Origin of the sequence: Spirillospora sp. NPDC048911 (assembly GCF_043198015.1) — a bacterium.
Classification (GTDB): Bacteria; Actinomycetota; Actinomycetes; order Streptosporangiales; family Streptosporangiaceae; genus Spirillospora.
The window spans coordinates 1-20973 of the sequence record NZ_JBICUD010000015.1 but is presented as its reverse complement, the minus strand read 5'-3'; the positions used below and the strand labels follow the sequence as shown (position 1 = coordinate 20973).

At 68.2% G+C, this 20973-nt stretch carries 19 protein-coding genes, 1 tRNA gene and 1 pseudogene; 7 read left to right on the top strand and 14 right to left on the bottom strand.

The window, feature by feature from the left end; translation table 11 throughout:
• Window positions 1-60 precede the first annotated feature (60 nt).
• The 6 genes from ACGFNU_RS46040 to ACGFNU_RS46015 form a co-directional block, all read right to left on the bottom strand.
• A complete protein-coding gene (locus ACGFNU_RS46040; RefSeq protein ID WP_392603032.1) occupies window positions 61-1509 on the bottom strand; it encodes a sensor histidine kinase in 1449 nt (482 codons plus the stop codon).
• A 281-nt stretch (window positions 1510-1790) separates the two neighbouring features.
• Complete coding sequence (locus tag ACGFNU_RS46035) at window positions 1791-2546, bottom strand: response regulator transcription factor (protein WP_392603031.1); 756 nt, start codon at window positions 2544-2546, stop codon at window positions 1791-1793.
• A gap of 107 nt (window positions 2547-2653) precedes the next feature.
• A complete protein-coding gene (locus ACGFNU_RS46030; protein WP_392603030.1) occupies window positions 2654-3733 on the bottom strand; it encodes a hypothetical protein in 1080 nt (359 codons plus the stop codon).
• A 150-nt stretch (window positions 3734-3883) separates the two neighbouring features.
• Window positions 3884-4702, bottom strand: a complete 819-nt coding sequence (locus ACGFNU_RS46025) for a crotonase/enoyl-CoA hydratase family protein (RefSeq protein ID WP_392603029.1) — start codon at window positions 4700-4702, stop codon at window positions 3884-3886.
• An 8-nt stretch (window positions 4703-4710) separates the two neighbouring features.
• On the bottom strand, window positions 4711-5484 hold the full coding sequence (locus ACGFNU_RS46020) for an SDR family NAD(P)-dependent oxidoreductase (protein ID WP_392603028.1): 774 nt from the start codon (window positions 5482-5484) through the stop codon (window positions 4711-4713).
• A 202-nt stretch (window positions 5485-5686) separates the two neighbouring features.
• Complete coding sequence (locus ACGFNU_RS46015) at window positions 5687-6898, bottom strand: family 1 glycosylhydrolase (protein ID WP_392603306.1); 1212 nt, start codon at window positions 6896-6898, stop codon at window positions 5687-5689.
• Here ACGFNU_RS46015 and ACGFNU_RS46010 point away from each other — a divergent pair.
• Both ACGFNU_RS46010 and ACGFNU_RS46005 read left to right on the top strand, forming a co-directional pair.
• Window positions 6816-7283, top strand: coding sequence for a hypothetical protein (locus ACGFNU_RS46010; protein WP_392603316.1), 468 nt, complete (start codon window positions 6816-6818; stop codon window positions 7281-7283). The genes ACGFNU_RS46015 and ACGFNU_RS46010 overlap by 83 nt on opposite strands.
• Window positions 7284-7434: 151 nt before the next feature.
• A complete protein-coding gene (locus tag ACGFNU_RS46005; protein ID WP_392603027.1) occupies window positions 7435-7734 on the top strand; it encodes a YiaA/YiaB family inner membrane protein in 300 nt (99 codons plus the stop codon).
• Window positions 7735-8370: 636 nt separating this feature from the next.
• Here the strand turns inward: ACGFNU_RS46005 and ACGFNU_RS46000 are convergent.
• A complete protein-coding gene (locus ACGFNU_RS46000) occupies window positions 8371-8742 on the bottom strand; it encodes a hypothetical protein (protein WP_392603026.1) in 372 nt (123 codons plus the stop codon).
• On the opposite strand from ACGFNU_RS46000, the gene ACGFNU_RS45995 reads away from it, so the two are divergent.
• Window positions 8726-9070 (top strand): C40 family peptidase, encoded by a 345-nt coding sequence (locus tag ACGFNU_RS45995; RefSeq protein ID WP_392603025.1) that lies wholly within the window; start codon window positions 8726-8728, stop codon window positions 9068-9070. The genes ACGFNU_RS46000 and ACGFNU_RS45995 overlap by 17 nt on opposite strands.
• A 595-nt stretch (window positions 9071-9665) precedes the next feature.
• On the top strand, window positions 9666-10169 hold the full coding sequence (locus ACGFNU_RS45990) for a C40 family peptidase (RefSeq protein WP_392603024.1): 504 nt from the start codon (window positions 9666-9668) through the stop codon (window positions 10167-10169).
• 134 nt (window positions 10170-10303) lie between these two features.
• Here ACGFNU_RS45990 and ACGFNU_RS45985 read toward each other — a convergent pair whose 3' ends face one another.
• The gene (locus tag ACGFNU_RS45985; RefSeq protein WP_392603023.1) at window positions 10304-11428 is read right to left on the bottom strand and encodes an alkene reductase; all 1125 of its coding nucleotides are present in this window, start codon (window positions 11426-11428) and stop codon (window positions 10304-10306) included.
• 112 nt (window positions 11429-11540) lie between these two features.
• Here ACGFNU_RS45985 and ACGFNU_RS45980 point away from each other — a divergent pair, with 112 nt between their 5' ends.
• Window positions 11541-14501, top strand: coding sequence for a LuxR C-terminal-related transcriptional regulator (locus tag ACGFNU_RS45980; RefSeq protein ID WP_392603022.1), 2961 nt, complete (start codon window positions 11541-11543; stop codon window positions 14499-14501).
• Here ACGFNU_RS45980 and ACGFNU_RS45975 read toward each other — a convergent pair.
• Window positions 14491-14898, bottom strand: coding sequence for a PaaI family thioesterase (locus tag ACGFNU_RS45975; RefSeq protein ID WP_392603304.1), 408 nt, complete (start codon window positions 14896-14898; stop codon window positions 14491-14493). The two genes, ACGFNU_RS45980 and ACGFNU_RS45975, sit on opposite strands and share 11 nt — an antisense overlap.
• Before the next feature lie 30 nt (window positions 14899-14928).
• Between ACGFNU_RS45975 and ACGFNU_RS45970 the strand changes: the two genes are divergently transcribed.
• Both ACGFNU_RS45970 and ACGFNU_RS45965 read left to right on the top strand, forming a co-directional pair.
• Window positions 14929-16242 carry a cytochrome P450 gene (locus tag ACGFNU_RS45970; RefSeq protein ID WP_392603021.1) on the top strand — a complete coding sequence of 438 codons (1314 nt, stop codon included), beginning with the start codon at window positions 14929-14931 and terminating at the stop codon, window positions 16240-16242.
• A tRNA-Lys gene (locus ACGFNU_RS45965) sits at window positions 16233-16308 on the top strand. The genes ACGFNU_RS45970 and ACGFNU_RS45965 overlap by 10 nt, the downstream gene beginning before the upstream one ends.
• Before the next feature lie 227 nt (window positions 16309-16535).
• Here ACGFNU_RS45965 and ACGFNU_RS45960 read toward each other — a convergent pair.
• The 5 genes and pseudogenes from ACGFNU_RS45960 to ACGFNU_RS45940 all read right to left on the bottom strand — a co-directional run bounded on the left by ACGFNU_RS45960 (window position 16536) and on the right by ACGFNU_RS45940 (window position 20857).
• Window positions 16536-17006: a tyrosine-type recombinase/integrase gene (locus ACGFNU_RS45960; protein ID WP_392603020.1), complete on the bottom strand. Its 471-nt coding sequence runs from the start codon at window positions 17004-17006 to the stop codon at window positions 16536-16538.
• Window positions 17007-17046: 40 nt separating this feature from the next.
• On the bottom strand, window positions 17047-17724 hold the full coding sequence (xerC, locus tag ACGFNU_RS45955; RefSeq protein WP_392603019.1) for a tyrosine recombinase XerC: 678 nt from the start codon (window positions 17722-17724) through the stop codon (window positions 17047-17049).
• Window positions 17725-18317: 593 nt separating this feature from the next.
• A pseudogene (locus tag ACGFNU_RS45950) lies at window positions 18318-18659 on the bottom strand (transposase family protein); the annotation flags it as partial.
• A gap of 341 nt (window positions 18660-19000) precedes the next feature.
• On the bottom strand, window positions 19001-19351 hold the full coding sequence (locus ACGFNU_RS45945) for a hypothetical protein (RefSeq protein WP_392603018.1): 351 nt from the start codon (window positions 19349-19351) through the stop codon (window positions 19001-19003).
• Window positions 19352-19360: 9 nt separating this feature from the next.
• Window positions 19361-20857: a polymorphic toxin-type HINT domain-containing protein gene (locus ACGFNU_RS45940; protein WP_392603017.1), complete on the bottom strand. Its 1497-nt coding sequence runs from the start codon at window positions 20855-20857 to the stop codon at window positions 19361-19363.
• Between the last annotated feature and the right edge of the window lie 116 nt (window positions 20858-20973).

Here is a 20973-nt window from a genome sequence, read left to right as displayed (position 1 = left end):
AGACAATCGCAGAAACCTGAACGAATGCTGAACCGCCCGTCAAGGTTGTCCAAGGATCGGTCAGTCGGGCGCCAAGGGCAGGAGGACGCGGAACACGGCGCCCTCACCAGGGGTCGACTCGACCTCCACCTTGCCGTCGTGCGCGGCCACGAGCGCCGCGACGATCGCCAGGCCGAGCCCGGTGCCGCCGTCCTTGCCGGTATGGCCGATCGCGGTGCGCGCCGGATCGACGCGGTAGAAACGTTCGAAGACGCGTTCGGCATGCTCCGGTGACAGGCCGGGCCCCTCGTCGGCGACCTCGCAGACCACCGCGGGCCGCCCGTGCAGGCTCCCCGACAGCAGCCGCACCTCGACCGGGGTGTCGTCCGGGGTGTGGGTGAGCGCGTTGGCCAGCAGGTTGCCGAGCACCTGGCGCAGCCGCGGCTCGTCCCCGAGCACCTGGTAGGCCATGCCGTCCCGAACGGACAGCTCGATCGGCCGGTCCGGGGCGACGACCTTGGCCTCCTGCACCGCGTCGGCCGCGACGGCGAGGATGTCCACCGGGCGCCGCTCGACCGGGCGCTGGCGGTCCAGCCTGGCGAGCAGCAGCAGATCTTCGACGAGCAGGCCCATCCGGGCGGCGGCGTCCTCGATGCGGCCGATCAGCCGGTCGAGTTCCTCGGGCGAACGTGCCGCGCCCTGCCGGTAGAACTCGGCGAACCCACGGATCGCGGTAAGCGGCGTGCGCAGCTCGTGGCTCGCGTCCGCGACGAACTGCCGCATACGTTCCTCGGAACGCCGCGCGCTCTCCTCCGACCAGCGCGCCGCCGCCTCGGACTCGGCCCGTGCCCCGAACGCGGCCTCGATCTGGGCGAGCATGCTGTTGAGCGAACGGCCGAGCCGCCCCACCTCCGTGCCGGGATCGGCCTCGGGCACGCGCCGGGACAGGTCTCCGGCCGCGATCGCCCCGGCCGTCATCTCGATCGTCCTGAGCGGCCGCAGGCTGACCCGTACGACCCAGATTCCGAGGACGGTCAGGCCGGCGACCACGACCAGGCCCACGGTCATGTCGATGGCGACGAGCTGGCCGACCGTCTTCTCGACCTCGTCGAGGCTCAGCCCGAGGACCAGGATGCTGCCGCCCGGCATCGACTGGGCCAGAACACGCCACTGGCCACGCGAGCCCTTGGTGCCGTGCACCGTGAACGGCGAGTTGACGCGGGTCTTCAGCTTGGCGGGCAGCTTCGGCGCCGCCGTGGGCTGGTCGGACGCGGGATCCGGCGGCAGGGCCTGCCCGTCCGGGGTGTAGACCTGCGTGTACATCTGGCTCGGTACGCGGACCCCGATCGCCGGTCGCGGATCGTTCTGCTGCTTGGCGATCTGTTCCGACACACGGTTCGCCGTCGTGCGCAACTGGTCGTCCGCCCGGTCGAGCAGGTAGTCGCGCAGCACCCAGACACCGGCCACGCCCATGATCGTCAGCCCGGCGATGACGAGCACCAGCGTCCCCGCGATCAGCTTGACGCTCATCGGCGTCCGCCCGGGAAGCGACCGCAATGCGGCGATGGGCCCGTGGTGAGGCCGGGCAGCGTACGGCGTGGCCGTCTCGTGTGGCGGCGTGCCTGGCGTATGCAAGGCGCCGGGCGTATGCAAGGCGCCGGGCGTACCTGGCGCGCCCGATGCACCTGGCGTACCGGGTTTACCTGGCGTGCCTGGTGTTCCGTGTGCGTCTGGGCCTGGCTTTGGCGAGTCCGCCCACTTGGGCTCTGGCCCCTTCGGGCCTGGCGCGCTCGTTCCCCCCGTGCGTGCCATCAGCTTGGGTTCGGCGGCAAACGGAGGACGTAACCGACCCCCCGCAGGGTGTGGATGAGCCGCGGCTCGATGTTGTCGACCTTACGGCGCAGTGCCGAAACGTAGGACTCGACGATCCCGGCGTCACCACGGAAGTCGTAGTTCCAGACGTGGTCGAGGATCTGGGCCTTGGACAGCACCCGGCCCGCGTTGGCCATGAAGTAGCGGAGCAGCTTGAACTCTGTAGGCGAGAGCTGGATCGGCTTGCCGTTGCGCCATACCTCATGGCTGTCCTCGTCCAGCTCGATGTCGGCGAAGACCATGCGTGGCGAAGGCTCGGTGGCGCCGCCTCCGACACGGCGCAGCACGGCGCGGATACGGGCGATGACCTCCTCCAGGCTGAACGGCTTGGTGACGTAGTCGTCCCCGCCGATCGTGAGGCCCTTGATGCGGTCCTGGACCGCGTCGCGAGCGGTGAGGAAGAGCACCGGCGTGTGCGTTCCCCCTGAACGGAGGCGCCGGACGACGTCGAAGCCATCGAAGTCGGGCAGCATCACGTCCAGAACGATCAGGTCTGGACGGTGCCGCTGGGCGGCCTGCACCGCGTCCGCCCCGTTGGTGGCCGTGACCACCGCGAAGCCGGTGAAACGCAGGCTCCCGGCCAGGAGCTCAAGGATGTTGGGCTCGTCTTCGACGACGAGCAGCAGCGCCTCCGGCGTCCTGCCACCCGCCTCGCCGTTCACCCCGGCGTTCAGCGACTGCTCAGCCAATGCCATGTTCTCCCTCCGCCATCATCGCAAAGGGTTTCAGAGGAACCTGAAAGAAGTCTGAACGTCAGCCTGGAGTTGGGTGAGACCGGCCGCTACCCGGCGTTGTGGTTGGGTCAGCCGAAGTATTCGATGAACGGGCTGCTCTTGTTCTGCGCCGCCGCGGCTCCGACACCGACGATCCCGGGAGTGCCGGGCCGGTGGTCGAGATCGCCGCCCTGGACCTTGGCGCCATTGCGGACCGGGCCGTTCAGGGTGCGCCAGGCCGAACCGTTGTAGTGCATGTACTGGGACCGGTTGCCGGTGGTGACCGGGATGATGACGACTCCGGACTTGCCGTCCGACGACATGGCGAGCCCGGCGGCGTTCAAGGGAGTGTTGATGGTCTTCCAGGTCTTGCCGTTCCAGCGCATCAGCGCGTTCGGCAGCTGCGCGGTCTGGCTGACACGGTCCAGATAGACGTTGGTGGGCGAGGCCACGACGATCCGGTGCATCACGGCGCGGTAGGCGGGGGTGCCCATCGAGCCGGGGACGTCGATGCGCTTCCAGGACTTGCCGTCCCAGCGGAGCATGAAGGCGGTGACGCCGATGCCGTCGGTGGTGGTCCCGGCGAGCCACACGTCGTTCTTGCCGCGCACCTGCACGGCGGTGACGCTGCTGCTCGGCGGGAGCGGCACGTTGATCTTGACCCACGCCTTGCCGTTCCAGCGCAGCACCGAGCTCAGGCCGCCCGCCGAGGAGTCGATCCCGGCCAGGGAGTAGGCGGTGCCGTCACGACCGGCCGAGACCATGAACGGCATCCCGACCGTGGGGTAGGAGACCTTGCTCCACTTGGTGCCGTTCCAGTAGAGACCCACGGTGCGGTCGGCCAGGTTGAAGCCGACGATCCAGGCGCGCTTGGCACCGGCGGCGGCCACGCCGGTGGGCACGAGGCCGACCGGGCTGGCCTGCCGGGCCCACGCCGTGCCGTTCCAACGAACGATCATGGTCTTGGGGCTGAGGATCGAGCCCTGGGAACCGACGGCCCAGCCGGCGCCCTTGTCCGCGAAGTCGACCCGGTCCAGGGTGCCGTTGTAGGCGACGGCCTTGCCGCCGACGTTCCGCCAGGCCGCGGCCTCCGCCGGCGTCGCGACCGCGATCGCCCCCGCGCCGCAGGCGGCCACCGTGGCCGCGGCGACCATCGCTTTCCTTCGCATGTGTCACTCCAAGATCAAGTCGAGGCGGTACTAGAGAGTACGGGAACCCTTACCGCTCGGTAAGGCCCTTTCCCCATTGGCCTCATAAGGACGAAAGACGCCCGGGCCATGGGCTCCGGGCGTCTTCCGTTCAGGTGCTGCGGACGGTGGCTACTCGCCCTTCCAGACCGGCTTGCGCTTCTCGGCGAAAGCGGCCGGGCCCTCCTGGGCGTCCTTGGAGACGAACACCGGCAAGGTGATCTCACCCTGCTTCTTGAAGGCCTCGTCGGCGGACCAGCCGGCCGACTCGACGATGACCTTCTTGGTCGCGGCGAGCGCCAGCGGGGCGTTCTCGGCGACCTTCAGCGCCAGCTCCTTGGCCGCGGCCAGCGCCTGGCCCGGCTCGGCGAGCCGGTTGACGAACCCGAGCTCGGCCATCCGCTCCGCCGGGTACTTGTCACCCGTCAGCGCGATCTCCATGGCGATGTGGAACGGGATGCGCTGCGGCAGCCGCAGCAGACCGCCGCCCGCCGCGACCAGGCCCCGCTTGGGCTCGGGCAACCCGAACTGGGCCTCCCGGGACGCCACGATCATGTCGCAGGACAGCGCGATCTCGCACCCGCCGGCCAGGGCGTAGCCCTCGACGGCGGCGATGAGCGGCTTGGCGGGCGGGTTCTCGACGATGCCCGCGAACCCGCGGCCCTCCACGATCGGGTTGTCGCCCGTGAGGAAGCCCTTCAGGTCCATGCCCGCGCTGAACGTGCCGCCCGCGCCCGTGAGGACGCCGATCGACAGGTCCTTGCGGCTGTCGAGCTCCTCGATCGCGGCCGCGATGCCCCGGGCCACGGCGCCGTTGACGGCGTTCCGGGCCTCGGGACGGTTGATCGTGATGATGAGGACGGCGCCGTCTTCCTCGGTCAGCACCTGCGGCGAAGCCGCCGCGGGGGGCGTGGGGGGTCGTCCCCCCTCGGGAGATACAGCCTCGGTCATTCAGTGCCTCACTTCGGCTGGAAGCGGATGCCGCCGTCGAAACGGATGGTCTCGCCGTTCATGTAGTCGTTCTCGATGAGGGACTTGACCAGGTGGGCGAACTCCGAGGCCTTGCCCATGCGCTTGGGGAACGGCACCGGCGCCGACAGCTTGGCCTTGAACGCGTCCGCGGCCTCGCCCTCGCCGTAGATCGGGGTGTCGATGATGCCGGGGCAAACGGTATTGACCCGGACACCGATCGCCGCCAGGTCGCGCGCCGCCGGCAGGGTCATGCCCACGATGCCGCCCTTGGACGCGGAGTAGGCGACCTGCCCGGTCTGGCCCTCCAGCGCCGCGATGGACGCGGTGTTGATCACGACGCCGCGCAGCCCGTCGCCGTCGACCGGCTCGGTCTTGGAGATCGCCGCCGCGCCGATGCGCATCAGGTTGAAGGTGCCGATCAGGTTGACCTGGATGACCTTCTCGAAGGTCGACAGGTCGTGCGGGCTGCCATCACGGCCGACCGTCCGGGAGGCCCAGCCGATGCCGGCGCTGTTGACGATCACCCGCAGCGGCGCACCGGTGTCGACGGCGGCCTGGACGGCGGCCTGCACCGAGGCCTCGTCCGACACGTCCGTCTTGACGAACACGCCACCGATCTCGTCGGCGAGGGCCTTGCCCTTCTCCTCGTTGAGGTCGGCGACGACTACCTTGGCGCCGTTGGCGGCGAGCTCGCGGACGGTGGCCTCACCGAGACCGCTCGCACCACCGGAAACGACGGCGGAAACTCCGTTCAGGTCCATAAGCAGCACCTTACGTGAGGGACCGAATGTGGTTCGGGTGATGTTACCCACAAGTCACAATACGGGGAATGCCCGACCCCTGCCTTGACAGGTACCCCACATTCAGGCGTGCCTTTATAGGACCGGCGGATAGATCTTAAACACGCTTCCGGATGACGGCCCTCCCCCATCGAGCCTGGAAGGCGGGAGATTCCATCAGGGACTAGGGCTGGACGCGGTAGGGGGCTGGCGGCGTCGGGATCTTGCCGAAGCAGGTGGCGATGGGATCTTCGATCGAGCACCAGCCCGGCCTGCGCTTGGGCACGTAGCCGGAAGGCACGCCGCGGTCGGCGATGAGCGCGCGGTACGCGGGCACGGCGTCGGTGGGCCGGCGTGTGAGCGTCGGATCGGTCAGGGCGTCCACGGTGTAGAGGCCGAACCGTGGCCGGTAGCTGCCCCACTCGTAGTTGTCGGTGAGGCTCCAGTAGTTGTAGCCCATCACCTTGACGCCGTCGGCGAGCGCGCGCTGCACCCAGTAGAGGTGGTCACGCAGATGGTCGGTGCGCGTATAGCCGTCGGCGCGCGGACGGCCGTTGTCGGTGGGCATGCCGTTCTCGACGATGTAGAGCGGCAGCTTCGGCAGCCGTCGCTGGTAGTTCTTGAGGACGTAGTAGAGGCCTTCCGGCTCGGGGTCGATCCGCCAGAACTCACCGGTCAGCGCGTACCGCGCCGTGGTGTTCTGTACGTTCGCGCCGTAGTAGTAGTCGACGCCGACGAAGTCGAGCTTGTCGGTGACCTGGTTGAAGAGCGCCGCGTCGAAGAGCCCGTTGAAGAGGGTGCCGTAGGCGACGTTGGACGACACGAGGGCGCGGCGGTCGACCCTGTGGAACATGTCGTACGCCGCGCGGTGGGTCTTGACGAGGGCGTCCCGCATCGTCGTCAGCTGGACGGGGTTCATCGGCCGGGCGAGAAGCTCGTGGTAGAGGTACTGGCTGGCCTCGTTGAACGTGATCCAGATGACGCCCATGCCCCGGTAGCGCTCGGCCAGGAAGGTCGCGTTCCGCAGCCAGTCCGCGCTCGTCCGCGGGTTGTCCCAGGCGCCCTGGTCCGCCACCCAGCCGGGGTACACCCAGTGGTCGAGCGTGATCATGGGACGCATGCCGGCGGCGCGGATACGGCGGATCAGGTCGTCGTAGTACGCGAGTTCGCGGGTGTCGCGAACGCCGCGGCGGGGTTCGACGCGTGACCACTCGAGGGAGGTCCGGAAGACCTTGACGCCCAGCCGCCGGGCGCGCTCGATGTCCTCGGCGTAGCGGTGCCGGAAGTCGACGGCCTTCGCGTACGGGTCCGTGATGCCGTACGCCTTCCTGTTCACGTACCGGATCCAGTTGCTGTCCGGGAACGAGCCTTCGGACTGGAACCCGCTGGTCGACACCCCGAAGAGGAAGTCCGCTGGAAACTTCACCACAGCTGGGCTGGTGGCGGGCGTCGACCCTGTGGCGGGGCCTGAGGCTGCGGCGGGCACCGGGCCTGCGGCGAGGGCCAGTTCTCTGGCGGGCGCCGGCTCTGCGAAGGAGCCCGAGGCGGTGGGGGGGTCCGAGGTTATGGCGGAGGCCGAGGTCATGGTGGAGGCCGGGTTGGTGGAGTCCCGGCCTGTGGCGGGCGCCGGGCCCGCGGCGGCGATCTGGGGCGCGGCGGGGGTGGTCGGGGTTAGGGCGAGGGTGGTGGAGAGGAGGAGAGTGGAAGCCGTGCGTGCGATGTGCGGCCTGCCGAACCTGCTCAGCACTGGAGTCTCCCTCCGGAGCATCTGTCTCGGATGACAGGCGCGGACGGAACCGCTGTCAATGCCGCCGGCGTGACCTGACCGGATCCGGCTAGAGCCGGTACTCAGGTGACGGCGGCCGGTGCTGAGTAGGGATTCCCGCGCTCCTACTCAGGCGCGGCGGGCCGGCGCGGCGCAGAGTGGCCCCCATGAATGCTCTAACGCAGCTCAAGGGGACGACCGCGTTCTTCATCCAGGCGATCATCTCGTTCGCCGTGGCCGTCACCGCGATGGTGCTCGGTATCGCCTACATGCCCGCTCCGGTCTGGATCCGCGCGTTCCTGGCGCTGGGCGGGCTCTACCTCATCACGTCGACGTTCACGCTGGCCAAGGTCATCCGGGACCGGCAGGAGGCCGGCTCGGCCCTGACCGGCCGTCCGGAGGGGCCGCCACAGGTCCTGCCGCCGAACGCGCCGTACGTCGACCCGTCGTCGGCCTCGTGGAGTTGACCGGATGCGGACCGGACGCGGGCGGAGAGGCCGGGGAACCACCTCGGAGGACCACTGGATGTGACCTGAACAACACAATGGCGAGCTGGCCGCATGGGGCCACGGGACGCGCCGTCGAAAGACGGCCTCGGGATCGGAAAAGCACCGGCGCCCGCCGCACGGCGGGCGCCTTTCTCATCCCTGGAAGTCAGGAATTGATCGCGATGCGCCCCTCATCGCGAATACGGACATATGGTCACTTCCTGGCGAGGATCGGCAGGGGATGACACACGGAGGCCGAATGTGGCCGTCATCACAGAAGCATAAACGTCTGCCGACTTGTACAGCACCGATCACTTTCCGTAATCGGCTTTTCCTTGATCTAAAAGGCCTTCGTGGCGCTGCGGATATTGCCGCCCGATGGGGTCGCGGTTAGCGTGACCGGCGAGCGGCAAAGGGGTCGCCAACAACCGAACAATGAGCCGGTCGCGACCATGCGGGATGTCCGCGTGGCCCCCTGTCCGCATGCCGCCAGGCGGCGTGCACGCGTCCGGCCGGCCGCGTCCATGCAGACCAGAGGCATGGAGCCGGATTCCCGCCGCCCCCGGAAGCCATCCCGGGCAGCCGCGGGATAAATGCAGCCCAACCTTTTCACCTTCAGTTCTCGGCTGCCCGGTAGGCATACACCGCGAGGTAAGGAGCAATCCTGTATACCTTCGGATTCCCCTTTAAGACCCGCACCTCCACACTGCTTCTGCGCGGCTGTGCCATGGGCACGTCGGCCGTCGCGGGAGCGGCCTCGCTGTCGGCCACACCGGCCACGGCGTCCACTCTGACCACGGCGTCCAGCTCAGATAGGGCGTTCAGCCCGGGCAGGGCGTCAAGTCCGGACAGGGCGGTGACATCTGCGAACGCCCGCGTCCTGGAAACCACGCAGACTGTGGGCGCGCACTCGGCGCTCGCGGCGGCGGATTCGAGAAAGTCCAGGCAGAAGCGCCGAGCGGCGGTCGCGGTGGCGTACGCGTACAAGCAGATCGGTGATCGCTACCGTTACGGCGGCACCGGCCCCGGCGCCTGGGACTGCTCGGGCCTGGCCGGCGGTGCCTGGCGCAAGGCGGGGGTCAGGCTCCCGCGCACGACCTACGCGATCTACCGCGCGGTGAAGTGGAAGGTCTCCTGGAAGCACGCCGTCAAGGGTGACCTGCTGTTCTTCTACTCCGGCAAGAGCCATGTGGGCATCTACGTGGGCAAGGGTTACATGATCCACGCGCCCAGCTCCGGCAAGCGGGTGAAGAAGGTCAGGCTCGCGGGCTACTACAAGCGGCACTTCAGTGGGGCGGTCCGTCCCGGCTACTGAGCGTGAGTGCGCGCGATCGCTTTTCCGAGCGATAAAAGGCACCTGCCACACAACGCTGTGCGCCCGGTACGGAACGTACCGGGCGTTCAGTGTCCTGGACCACGAATCCCCCGGCCGGGCCCTCCGCTGATCAAACTGTGACTCACATCACATCGCCTTAAAACTGTCTGAAGACGCGCAGGCTGCGACGTGAATACGCGGTATGCATGGACACCTGTCCAGCTCCAATCAAGGTTCCGTGATTTGCCGAATATGGCGGTGGCTGGCTACGTTCTTGCCGTTCCGTAAGGGCATGGCGCCACGCAGATAACAGAACATTCACGCCGACGGACGGCAGCGGTGCCCCAGTCTCCCGCCGCCTGAGAGACCGCCGTCGACGCCGCGTCCACGCAGACCCGAAGCGTGGAGCCGGACGCGTCCACCGCTCCGTGTGCCCTCCCATGGCATCGGCGGAGCCGGAACGCACAGCATCCGAACCCCGGGTGGTCGAGTGCCACCCGCGGTAGGGGCTGCCCGGTAGGCACCCCCAGCTAGGTCAGGAGTCGTCCTGCATACCCCCCGAAACCCCCTCAAGCTGTTCGCCGGTGGCATCACGTTGAGCACTGCGGTCGCCCTGGGAGCCACGCTCCTGACGGCCGGACCGGTGAACGCGTCAGCTCCACAGGCCGCCCAGCCGACGGCGGCAGAGGCGAGCGTGACGGCGAAACTCTCCAAGGCGCGCCTCCAGAGGCAGAAGAAGCGCGCCGCGTACGCGGTCAAGTACGCGTACAAGCAGATCGGTGACCGCTACCGCTACGGCGGCACGGGCCCCAGCTCCTGGGACTGCTCGGGCCTCGCCGGCGGATCGTGGCGCAAGGCGGGCGTGAAGCTCCCGCGGACCACGCAGCAGATCTACCGCGCCGTCAAGTGGAAGGTCTCGTGGAAGGGCGCTCGCAAGGGCGACCTCCTCTTCTTCTACGGCGGCAAGACCCACATGGGCATCTACGTCGGCAAGGGCTACATGATCCACGCGCCCAGCTCCGGCAAGCGGATCAAGAAGGTCAAGCTCAACAGCTACTACAAGCGCAACTTCTCCGGCGCCGTGCGCCCCGGCTACTGAGCCTTGTAGCGGACTGACCTCCGGCGGCTCCCGGCCTCACGGAAGGCCGGGCCTCTGGAACGCAGCGGAACGGGGACGCCCCGACGGTGACCACACCGCCGGGGCGTCCGCATGTCCAACCCGAACCACTCCGCTCAGGTGAGCTGTCCCTCGGAGACGGGGGCGCCCGTCGCGGGCGGCTCTCCATCCAGGGTCGGGTAGTCGGTGTAGCCACGGTGGTCGCCGCCGAAGTAGCTGGCCTTGTCGGCCTCGTTGTACGGCCCGCCGGCCTTGATTCGCGCGGGCAGGTCTGGGTTGGCCAACCACATCTCGGCTAGTGAGACGACGTCGGCGACGCCCTCGCGCAAGGCCTCCACGCCGTACTCGGGCCGCGAGGGGAACGACTCGGGCGTCGGGTGCGCGTTCAGGATCAGGACGCCCGGCCATTCCGATCGGATCAGCTTCGTGACGTCCCGGGTCGCGAGCTCCATCACGTGCACGTAGGCCAGCCCCAGCGGCGCCAGCGCGCGCGTGAGCGCCACATACAGCTCCGGGGTGTCGCTTTCGGTGATCCCGTTGGCCGGGTTGCTCGGCGACATGCGGATCCCCGTCCGCTCCGGGCCGACGGCGTCGCTGACCGCCCGCGCGACCTCGACCGCGAACCGGATGCGGTTCTCGATGGAGCCGCCGTACGCGTCGGTGCGCTGGTTGCTCCCGTCCGCCAGGAACTGGTGGATCAGGTAGCCGTTAGCGCCGTGCAGCTCGACCCCGTCGAAACCGGCCTCGATCGCGTTGCGCGCCGCGGTCACGAAGTCGTCGACCGTCTGCGCGATGTCCTCGATCGACATCTCGCGCGGCGTGGGGTGCTCCAGCATTCCCTCGTCCACCGTGTACAGCTTCCCACCGGACGGGATCGCCGAAGGCCCGAGCGGGAGCGCGTCGTCCGCGTAGAGGTAGGGGTGCCCCACCCGGCCGCTGTGCATGACCTGGGCGAAGATGTGACCGCCCTTGGCGTGCACGGCGTCGGTCACGGTCCGCCAAGCCGCCACCTGGCCGTCGTCGTGCAGTCCCGGCGTGGAGATGTACCCCTGGCCGATCTCACTCGGCTGGATGCCCTCGGTAATGATCAACCCGGCCTCGGCGCGCTGGGCGTAGTACTCGGCGGTCAGCTCCGTCACCTTGCCCGCGTCGTACGCGCGGCTCCGGGTCATCGGGGCCATCGCCAGCCGGTTGCGCAGGGTCAGCTCGCCGAGGGTCACGGGCTCGAACAGTTCGTTCATCACGGTCTCCAGCCATTCACAGCGGTTGTTCTCACTGGTGGAGAAGGTACGAATCACGAGATACGGGCCGAATCCGTAAAGCTTCGGTAGTTGGGCCCGTAGTTTGGATGACGTGCTCTACGGACGTGAGATCGAGCAGAGGCGGCTCGCCTCGATGCTGAGCGAGGCCCGGGCCGACCGGCGCAGCGGCGCTCTGGTGCTGCGCGGCGAGGCGGGCATCGGCAAGTCCGCGCTGCTCGAATGGGCGGCCGAGGACGCCGTCCGCATGGACCCTGAGGTGCGAGTGCTCCGCGCCACGGGGTTCGAGGGCGAGAAGCACATCGCGTCCGCCGGTCTCCACCAGCTGCTGTGGCCCGTCCGGGACCGGATCGACGACCTCCCCGCCCCCCAGGCGGCGGCGCTCCGACGTTCGCTGGGCATGGACGCCGCGTTCCCCCCGTCCAGCGAAACCGCCAGCGACACCGTGGGCTCAGGCATCAGCCAGGGCGTGGGGCCAAGTGCCGGCCAGGGCGCGGGCCCGAGCGCGAGCCGGAGCATAGACAAGGGTGCGCATCCAAGCGCAGAAACCGGCGCGGTCCGGAGCGCGGACCAGAACCCGAGCGCGCGACCCAGCACGGACCGGAGCGCGGACGCGAGGACGGGCCCGAGCGCAGATCCGAGCGTGGGCCAGCGTGCGGGCGTGGAGGTGGCGAGCTCTCTTAACGGGGTGTCGCGCGATCTCGCCCAGGATCGTTTTCTCGGTGGCTTGGCCGTGCTGACCCTGCTTTCCTGCATGGCCGACGAGGGTCCGGTGCTCTGCCTGATCGACGACGCGCAGTGGCTCGACACCGCGTCCGTCGAGACGTTGCTCTTCGCCGCCAGGCGGCTGGCCGCCGAGGGTGTGGTGATGTTGTTCGCCACCCGCGAGGACGGCTTCACCGGGTTCGGCCTTCCCGAGATGCAGCTGTCCCGGTTGAGCCGCCGGGAGTCGGAGCGGCTCCTGGACGGGCAGGAGCTCGCCGGCCTCACCCCCACGGCCCGCGACCGGGTGCTCGCCGAGGCCGCCGGCAACCCGCTGGCGCTGATCGAGTTCGGCTCGGCTCCGCATGCGGGGGTGAGCATGCCCACGCCGCTGCCCGTCGCCGAACGCGTGACCGCCGCGTTCCGGGCGCGGATCGCGGCGCTGCCGGAGAAGACCCGGCTCATGCTGCTGATCGCGTCCGCCGAGGGACGCGGTTACCTGCCCGCGACGATCGACGCGGGCAGGCTGCTCGGCGTCGAGCTGGCCGATCTGGAGGAGGCCGAACGGATCCGGCTGGTGGAGATCGCCGGCAACTCGATGACGTTCCGCCATCCGCTGATCAGGTCCGCGACGTACCAGGGCGCGCCCGCCGCCCGCCGTCTCGAGGTCCACCGGGCGCTGGGCGAGAGCGCGACCGACCCGGGGTGCCGGGCCCGGCACCTGGCCGCCGCGACGATGGCCCCGGACGAGGATGTCGCCGTCGAACTGGAGGAGGCCGCCGAGCGCGCGCTGGGCCGGACGGGATACGCCACGGCGGCGGCGCTCTTCCAGCAGTCCGCCGAGCTGACTCCGGACTTCGACGCGCGCACACGGCGCCTCGGTCTGGCGGCCGGCGCGTTCCTCCGCGCCGGAAGGCTCGCCGCCGCCGACGAGCTGGCCGCGACGGCGGCCAAGTACGCCGAGGCCCCGCAGGAACAGGCGCGGCTCGCTCAGATCCGCGCCGCCGTCGAGTTCGAACGCGGCGAGCAGAGCATGGCCGCCCGGCTCCTGATCGACAGTGCCCGGCACGCCGCCGCCATGGACGTCCCCGGCATGCTCCGTACCGGCGCCACGTACGCCTGGAGCTGCGGCGACGCGGCCACGGTCAGGCTGAGCGCCGAGTTGCTCCGCGCCGGCGGCCACGACGACACGGCCGTCCAGGGTCTCGCCCGGCTGGTCGACGGCGATTATGCCCACGGCCTCCCGCTGCTCGCCGAGCTGATCACGTCCGCTCGCGTCGCCCCGTTCGAGACTCCTGAGGAGCGGCTGCACGCCATCACCTGCGCATTGATCGTCGGCGACGACGCGATCACGCTCGACCTGGCCGTCGCCGAAGCCGCACGCCTGCGCCAGGCGGGCCTGATCGGCTCGCTTCCGGACGCTCTGCAGGCGCTGGCCCAGGTGCAGATCACCGCCGGGCGCCACCGTGACGCCGAGGCCACCGCCGCCGAAGCGATCACCATCGCGCGCGACACCGGAATGGCGGCCCGCGAGAGCCGGATCGGCGTCGTCCTCGCCCGGATCGCGGCGATCGAGGGGGACGAGGAACGCCTCCGCGCCCTCACCGCGAACGCGTTGATCGCGCCCAGCTGCGGCCTCGCCGAGACCGCTGCCGGCCTGCTCGATCTTGGCCTCGGCCGATACGAGGCGGCCCTTCGCCGCCTGGACGAGATCGCCGGCGACCCCCGTCGCCACACCTCGGCCAATCTCCTCGCCGCCGCCGACCAGGTCGAGGCGGCCGTACGGGCCGGGCAGCCCGATCGCGCCCACGATCCCCTCGAACGAGTCCGGGCCTGGGCCGACGCCAGCGGCCTGGCCTGGGTCCGCGCGGTGTCCTTCCGATGCGACGCCCTGGTCTCCGATTCAGGCGAGTCGTACGAGGCGGCCCTCAAGCTGCACGCGGAGGACGGGGGCCGGCCGTTCGAGCGGGCCCGTACCGAGCTCCTCTACGGGGAATGGCTCCGCCGGGCCCGGCGGCGCGCCGACGCCCGCGTACCGCTCCATTCCGCACTGGAGATCTTCGAACGCCTCAAAGCTGCGCCGTGGGCCGACCGAGCCCGTTCCGAACTGCGCGCCACCGGCGAATCAAACGCCCCCGCCTCGCAAGCGGCGGCGCCCGACGCCCTAGACCGCCTGACGCCCCAAGAGCTGCAGGTGGTACGGCTGGCAGCGGACGGCATCAGCAGCCGTGAGATCGCCGCCCAGCTCTTCCTGAGCCCCCGCACCGTCGAATATCACCTCTATAAGGCCTATCCAAAGCTAGGCGTGGCATCCCGCAAGGAACTGCACAAACTGGCGCCGATCACCCCATGATCGCGTAGACGGTGGTGGCCTGCGCCGCGATCTCCGCGTCCCCGTCACCGGTCATCGTGATGTCGGCGAACGCCAGCGTCCGTCCGAGCTTGGTGAGCCGGGCCGTCACCAGGAGATCCTTGGCCAGGATCGGCCGCTGGAAGGTCGTCGACTGCTGGACGGTGGTCATGGGCACGAACCCGTCCCGCGCCACCGAGACCGCGATCACCGTGGCCGTGTCGGCCGCCGCCATCATGGCCTGACCGCTCAGGGCGCCGCCCTCCCGCGCCAGCCGTTCCGACCAGGGCAGCCGTAGCGTGGCCTGGCGTTCCCCGAGCGCCTCGACGCTCAGCCCCAGGTCGAGGACCCAGGGCGCGAAGTTGTCCTTCAGGATCTTGTCGCCGTCCGCGGGCTGCATCGTCACCCCGTCATGATGCACGCTGAGAGGATGCTTGAGGAGATCTTCCTGCCCGCGACCTACGCCGCGGGCGTCCCTTACGAGACGTTCCGTCGGCTGCGCACCGAATCTCCCGTCTGCTGGATCCCCGAGCCCGCCGTCGGCCCGTGGCCCGCGGGTCCCGGCTACTGGGCGGTGTTCCGGCACGCGGACGTGAAGCACGTCCTCCGTTCGCCGGAACTCTTCTCCTCGAACCTGGGCGCCACGCAGATCCGCGACCCCGACACCCCTGCCGACCTGGCGTTCGTCCGCTCAATGATGCTCAACCAGGATCCCCCGGACCACTCCCGCCTGCGCCGCATAGTCGCCGCCGCGTTCACCCCCCGGGCCGTACGAGCCCTAGAAACAACGATCGAGGCCCGAGCCCGCACCCTCATCGAATCCGCCCGCGGCGAAGTCGACTTCGTCGAGTTGGTAGCCGACCTCCCAGTCTGGACGCTGGCCCACATCATGGGCGTCCCCGACGAGGACCGCCGCCTCCTCTACGACTGGGCGTCCCGCGTGATCGGCTACCAAGACTCGGACTACGCCAACGCCTCAACCGACCCCTCGTCCCTCTCCCCCATGGCCCGCCAGGCCCTGACCCACCGTCCGGAGTCACTGCACCACCCCGACGGCCGCCCCATGAACCCCCGCTCCCGCACAGCGCTAGCGGACATGTTCGCCTACGCCCACGCCCTGGCCGAAACCACGCAAACCAACACCGTCATGTCTCACATGCTCGCGGGCGGCCTGACCAGCTCCGAATTCGAGAACATGTTCTTCCTCTTCGCCGTAGCCGGAAACGAGACCCTCCGCAACGGCATCCCCGGCGGGCTGCTCACCCTCCTGGAGAACCCAGCCCAACTAGAGAAGCTCCGCCGCAACGAGACCCTCCTCCCCTCCGCGATCGAAGAGATGCTGCGCTACTGGCCCCCGGTCATGGACTTCCGCCGCACCGCGACCCAAGACCTGGAGCTCTCGGGCCACCAGATCAAAATGGGCGACAAGGTGGTCGTCTACCACGCCTCCGCGAACCGCGACGAGACGGTCTTCGACTCGCCCGACACCTTCGACATCACCCGCACCCCCAACGACCACGTGAGCTTCGGCTTCGGCCCCCACTTCTGCCTGGGCGCCCACCTGGCCCGAACCCAGATGCGCGCGATCTTCAAGCACCTCCTCCCCCTCCAGGTCGAGCGAACCGGCACCCCCACCCGCCTGGCGTCCAACTTCCAGAACGGCCTCAAACACCTCCCCCTCCGCATTACTGATGTGCAAGAACCCAGCAGTGACCTCTACACTCGGGGCGAGCGGGGTCGCTAGCTCAATTGGCAGAGCTCCGGACTTTTAATCCGTAGGTTGTGGGTTCGAGTCCCACGCGACCCACCACATCTGACCAGGGCAGATGTCCTTCACCGAGCCCTGCGGCGATCATGCCTGGGGCCGGTATGAGGCCCACCTGGGGCCGAGCCGGCGGACGAGCGCCGCAACGGAACGCATGCCGCCGAGCAGCAGCGGCACGAGCAGCGTCGATTGCGCCTCGGCCTAGACGGCCGGTGCGCCACTGATGTGCGGTTGTCCTTCCGGGGCCGGGTTCCTGGACCGGGAGCCAAGGCTCACTGAATCGTGCGTGAAGCAGAGCAGCCGACGACGTCAGCCTGGTACTCGAGCCCGTGCACGCGACGGCGCGAGCTGGGGTGGTCAGGTGGCGGGTCGGCGTGACAGACGTACTCGTGCCCTCCGCGGGACGGGGCGCCGACGACGGACGGCCCCTTGGCACGCTGGCGGTCGGTCCCAGGCACGATGCCCGCGGCCTGCAACAGGAGTGCGGCGGTCTTCTCCGCCGCCGTGCGGGCAACCTCAGGCAGGACGGAGGTGTAGGTGTCGGCGGTCAGCACGATGCTGGAATATCCCAGCAGTTCCTGCACCACCTTCAGTTCCTCCCCCGCCGCCAGCGCGAGAGTCGCCGCGCCATGCCGCAGATCATGTAACCGAATCGGCGGCACATCCTGCTCGGCGATCAGCTTCTGGAACTGGTGGGTCAGCCAGCCCGGCGACACCGGCTCACCGTTCCGATTGGTGAACACATACCCGCTGTCGCTGTACCCTTCGCCGAACGCCGCCCTCTCAGCCTCCTGCCGAACGCGATGCGCGCAGCGCCGCGACGGTCGTGCGGTCCAGCGCGATCACCCGGTTGCTGTGCAGTGTCTTCGGCGCAACAGCCACCAGCCGCCCGTCCCGACGCTGCAACTGCCGACAGATCACCGCCGTGCCCTCATCCAGATCGACCTCGCACCACCGCAGCCCGACCGCCTCACCACGCCGCAACCCCCGCAACGCGATCAAATGGAAGGCCGCGTACAGCCGATACGCGCGGATGCCGTTGAGGAACTGGGACGTTTGCGCCACCGTCCACACAGCCACCGCAGGCCGCTCCCCCGTGCGCCGCCAATGCTCCACCCGGCTCGCGGTCCACACCACCGCCCGCGGACACCGAGCAGCCGGCAACACCACCAGCGACGCCGGATTCTCCTCGATCAAACCCGCACGCAGCGCCGCGTTCAACGCCGCACGCAACGTCGCCCGAATCCGGCTCAGCGTCGCGGGACTGAGGGGGCGCCCAGCCTGCTCGTGATCGAATGCGATGGTGGCCAGCGTCTGCTCCACCTGCCCGACCGACACCTCCGCGACCAGCAGATCGCCGAGCAGCGGAGCCAGGTACCGGCGAACGTGATCGGCGTAACCGTCCACCGTGGAGGCCGCACCCGGATGGTGCTCCAACCACCGCGTCAGCCACTCGGCCACAGCCAACGGCCACCCAGTCGGCCCGCGCAACCGCCGAAGCTCTCCCTCAGCCGCCTTGCGGGTCAGAAAACCACCACGCCGGACCCGCCGACGGCCTCCGCCCGGCAGACTCCCGAGCTCCAGCCGGAAATACCAGCTACCGTGACCCCGCTCCGCGACCAGCCGCGGACACCTGCCGCCCACCATCCGACCGGACTCCGGATCCTCGCAACCACACCGCCGGTACACCGCACCGGCACTCCGAACACATCCCATACCGCCATCGTCCACCCCATCGACAGAACCCACCGGAGAGAACCTCACCCCAGCTGAGCCAGACATCACCATCGACAGACACTCGCCCAGGGCCACACGACAGCGCTGAAGCCGGTCACCAAACCGGGGGAGCTCACTAATGAGTGCGCCGAGATCGGTGAAGTGGGTGGCGCGATGGTCGAGGACCGCGCCGACGCGGCTGCCACCTACAGCGGGTACTCCTGGGCCGGAGTTCTCGGCGACTGTGCGCTCTCCCTAGGCTGACGACAACCGCGCAGTCACGGCCCGACGGGCAGAACGTGACTAGCCAAACGGCACGGTGACGGTCCGGTCGTGGGTGGCACCAGCGTCCCGTCCACGATCAGCACCCTGTCCGGACCGTGCCGCCCGGCCACCGGAGCCAGCGCCAGCAGCGGCGCGAGGTGGTCGACCACCCGGTGCGCGGCTGACTTCGACACTCCGAACAACAGCGCGACCTGCCGCAACGTCAGATTGGTCCGGTAATACACCGCGATCAGCAACACCCGGTCCGCCAACGACAGACTCCACCGCCGGCCCGTGCCGATCTGCTCTCCACCCCGGCGTGCGACGATTCGGACCAGCTTGCCGAACTGCCGCACCGTCAGACCGGTGAACACCGGCACCCACTCGACCTGGTCCGCGCTGATCACCCGCTCCACACGCCGGTCAACGATCAAGATCGCCCGTAGTTGCGGGACAGCCTTTAGGAAAGATAGCCATCTACTGAGCAGCCTTCTGCGGTAGTAGCCATTAACCTCATCGCCGCCGCTCAAATAACTTGAGATCTCATAGCTCAAACCACCCACCGAACCGGACTATTTTTTGATCGCGCCATTAGGAGAGTTCGGGAGCCCTGTCCATATCGTGTGCAGGCCATTACCGGCAGCCCTTGAAGAGGGCGTCTGGAAAACTTCAAACGCCCTCTCGTCACGACATCAGACCCAATGGCAATGCCCTCAGGACGGACAACCGAACACACGTTGAGTGATCAGCGACACCATCAGCCTCTGACTACGAAAAATAGAGGGTGATCAGCATCGCCATCGACCAACACGCCATTGCCAGCATCCGCCCTGACTGCATGAACAATCTGCGATACATAGATCAGAGCCGCCGGGGAGATAATCTCGTTCTTCTCGAAGCAATCCAACCGAATTTCCCCCTGGGCGGCCGAAACGACAAGAACAACCATCCCCCCTTCACTGTCTTGAAGCGGCTCCGGAATGGCACAGCCATCGAGGGAAAATCCAGCCGGCACTGTCACCGTCCACGAATGCACCCACCATGCTCCGCGCCGGACCGGCACAGGAAAAGCGATCTTTCCGATTCGATCCATGGAGTACCCTGCCATATCACCATGTTACCCGAAGGGAATCTCAAACGCATCATCCCATTCAACATGCTTGTTGAACAGTGCAAATCCGTCGGGATGGGAGACAGACTCGAAGATTGCAGGATGGTCAGTGAGGTGGCCGGCCTCTTCTAGTTGCCTAACAATCGATTTCGGCAAACTAAACACCACAACACTTACGCCATCATCTCCAGCACTTCGCGCAGCCCGAGCCCCCCAACTCGCCGCATTACCAACAGCTGGATTTCCATCAATTGGATCCAGTCTGCTAGTGAAGAATGATCCAGGATGCTGTGAGCCATTTAGATTTGCCAGCCCATCACTCTTGCTTAGCCCGTTGGCTCGAATATTTGCCGAAGAAGCCCTACTCGTCCCATGAGCGAATTGAACCCGGTCACAGTTGTGAACCAGAACCGGGGTGTTGCCGGCGAGGACGTAGTACGTGTGGTCGGTTTGTACGGTGAGGTTGTAGACCTGCGCGTACTTGGTCCAGGACTTGATTGCGGTGATCTGGACGTGGGTGCCGGTGCTGGTGCGGAGCCACATGCCGGGCTTGAGTTGGCCGGCGTCGAGCCATTGCTTCTTGTTGACGACCCAGAAGGGGTGGTTGTCGGTTGCTATGAGGATGCCGCTCTTTGGCTTCTTTTCGGTGTTGGCGGCTTTGGAGCGCTCGGTGGCGTCCACGGTGAGTTGGACGAGAGTCTTGGTGTCTGCGCCGACGATGGTGTCGATGACCGGGCGAGGGGTGGTCTTGCCGGTCTCGGGGTCGGTGGCGAGGACCTTGTCGCCGACCTTGATCTGGTCGATGGCCTTGCTGGTGCCGTTGGACAGAAGGACTGCGGTGCTGGCGAGGAAACTGCAGCCCTTGCCAACTGGTTCGCGGGCGGCGGGCTTGCCGCCCTTGCTGCCGGCTCCGGCGGAGCTGCCTGCGCGGGGGGCGGCTGCGCTGCCGCCGCGTGCCGCGGTGCCTCCGTTGCCGCTGGCTGCGCCCGGGGGGTTCACCTTGACGCGAGGCTTGGGAATCGCGATACGGCTGGCTGGAAGGCCGGTGCGGGCCGTAATCCTTAGAGCGGCCCTGGTGACTGCGCCGATGTTGAAGACCGCCAAGGCGATGTCGGGGGCGACGGAACCAGCGAAGTAGGACTTGGAGTTGGGGTCAGCTCCAACGAGGCGGGCGAGACGGCCTTCAAGATCGAGCTTGGGGATGTAGAAGACGCCCGCGAGTGGATTGGTCGCCGGGTTCTTGAGCCACCAGGATTGGGAGCCCCAGTAGAAATCCCACCCGTGCTTGGCGAGTTTCTTGATGGGGGACCAAGCACCCCCGCCTCCTCCTCCAGTAGAGGCGTTGTTGGTGCCGCCTCCACCGCCACCGCCACCGCCGTCTAGAGAGTCCCCTTCGTATCCGCCTGCTCCGGGGCTTGAGGGGCCTCCGGGAGCCGGCGCGGGCTCCCACACCAGCCGGACGGTTCGGGCCTCCTCATCACCGTTGCGGTAGCGGTAGGTCATCTCCCGCTCTGCGGGAGGGCTGGGGCCTCACCCCTGAGTGTGGACACCTTGGAGACTGGATCTTGAGGTCCAGGGGAAGAGATGTCACTGATGGCTCTGAAGAACTACCCGGAGGA

What these genes read in the sequence shown, in the direction of transcription:
- ACGFNU_RS46040 (WP_392603032.1), bottom strand. Translation starts at nt 1,509, where the DNA reads ATGAGCGTCAAGCTGATCGCGGGGACGCTGGTGCTCGTCATCGCCGGG.
- ACGFNU_RS46035 (WP_392603031.1), bottom strand. Translation starts at nt 2,546, where the DNA reads ATGGCATTGGCTGAGCAGTCGCTGAACGCCGGGGTGAACGGCGAGGCG.
- ACGFNU_RS46030 (WP_392603030.1), bottom strand. Translation starts at nt 3,733, where the DNA reads ATGCGAAGGAAAGCGATGGTCGCCGCGGCCACGGTGGCCGCCTGCGGC.
- ACGFNU_RS46025 (WP_392603029.1), bottom strand. Translation starts at nt 4,702, where the DNA reads ATGACCGAGGCTGTATCTCCCGAGGGGGGACGACCCCCCACGCCCCCC.
- ACGFNU_RS46020 (WP_392603028.1), bottom strand. Translation starts at nt 5,484, where the DNA reads ATGGACCTGAACGGAGTTTCCGCCGTCGTTTCCGGTGGTGCGAGCGGT.
- ACGFNU_RS46010 (WP_392603316.1), top strand. Translation starts at nt 6,816, where the DNA reads ATGCCGTACGCCTTCCTGTTCACGTACCGGATCCAGTTGCTGTCCGGG.
- ACGFNU_RS46005 (WP_392603027.1), top strand. Translation starts at nt 7,435, where the DNA reads ATGAATGCTCTAACGCAGCTCAAGGGGACGACCGCGTTCTTCATCCAG.
- ACGFNU_RS45985 (WP_392603023.1), bottom strand. Translation starts at nt 11,428, where the DNA reads ATGAACGAACTGTTCGAGCCCGTGACCCTCGGCGAGCTGACCCTGCGC.
- ACGFNU_RS45975 (WP_392603304.1), bottom strand. Translation starts at nt 14,898, where the DNA reads ATGCAGCCCGCGGACGGCGACAAGATCCTGAAGGACAACTTCGCGCCC.
- ACGFNU_RS45970 (WP_392603021.1), top strand. Translation starts at nt 14,929, where the DNA reads ATGCTTGAGGAGATCTTCCTGCCCGCGACCTACGCCGCGGGCGTCCCT.
- ACGFNU_RS45945 (WP_392603018.1), bottom strand. Translation starts at nt 19,351, where the DNA reads ATGGCAGGGTACTCCATGGATCGAATCGGAAAGATCGCTTTTCCTGTG.
- ACGFNU_RS45940 (WP_392603017.1), bottom strand. Translation starts at nt 20,857, where the DNA reads ATGACCTACCGCTACCGCAACGGTGATGAGGAGGCCCGAACCGTCCGG.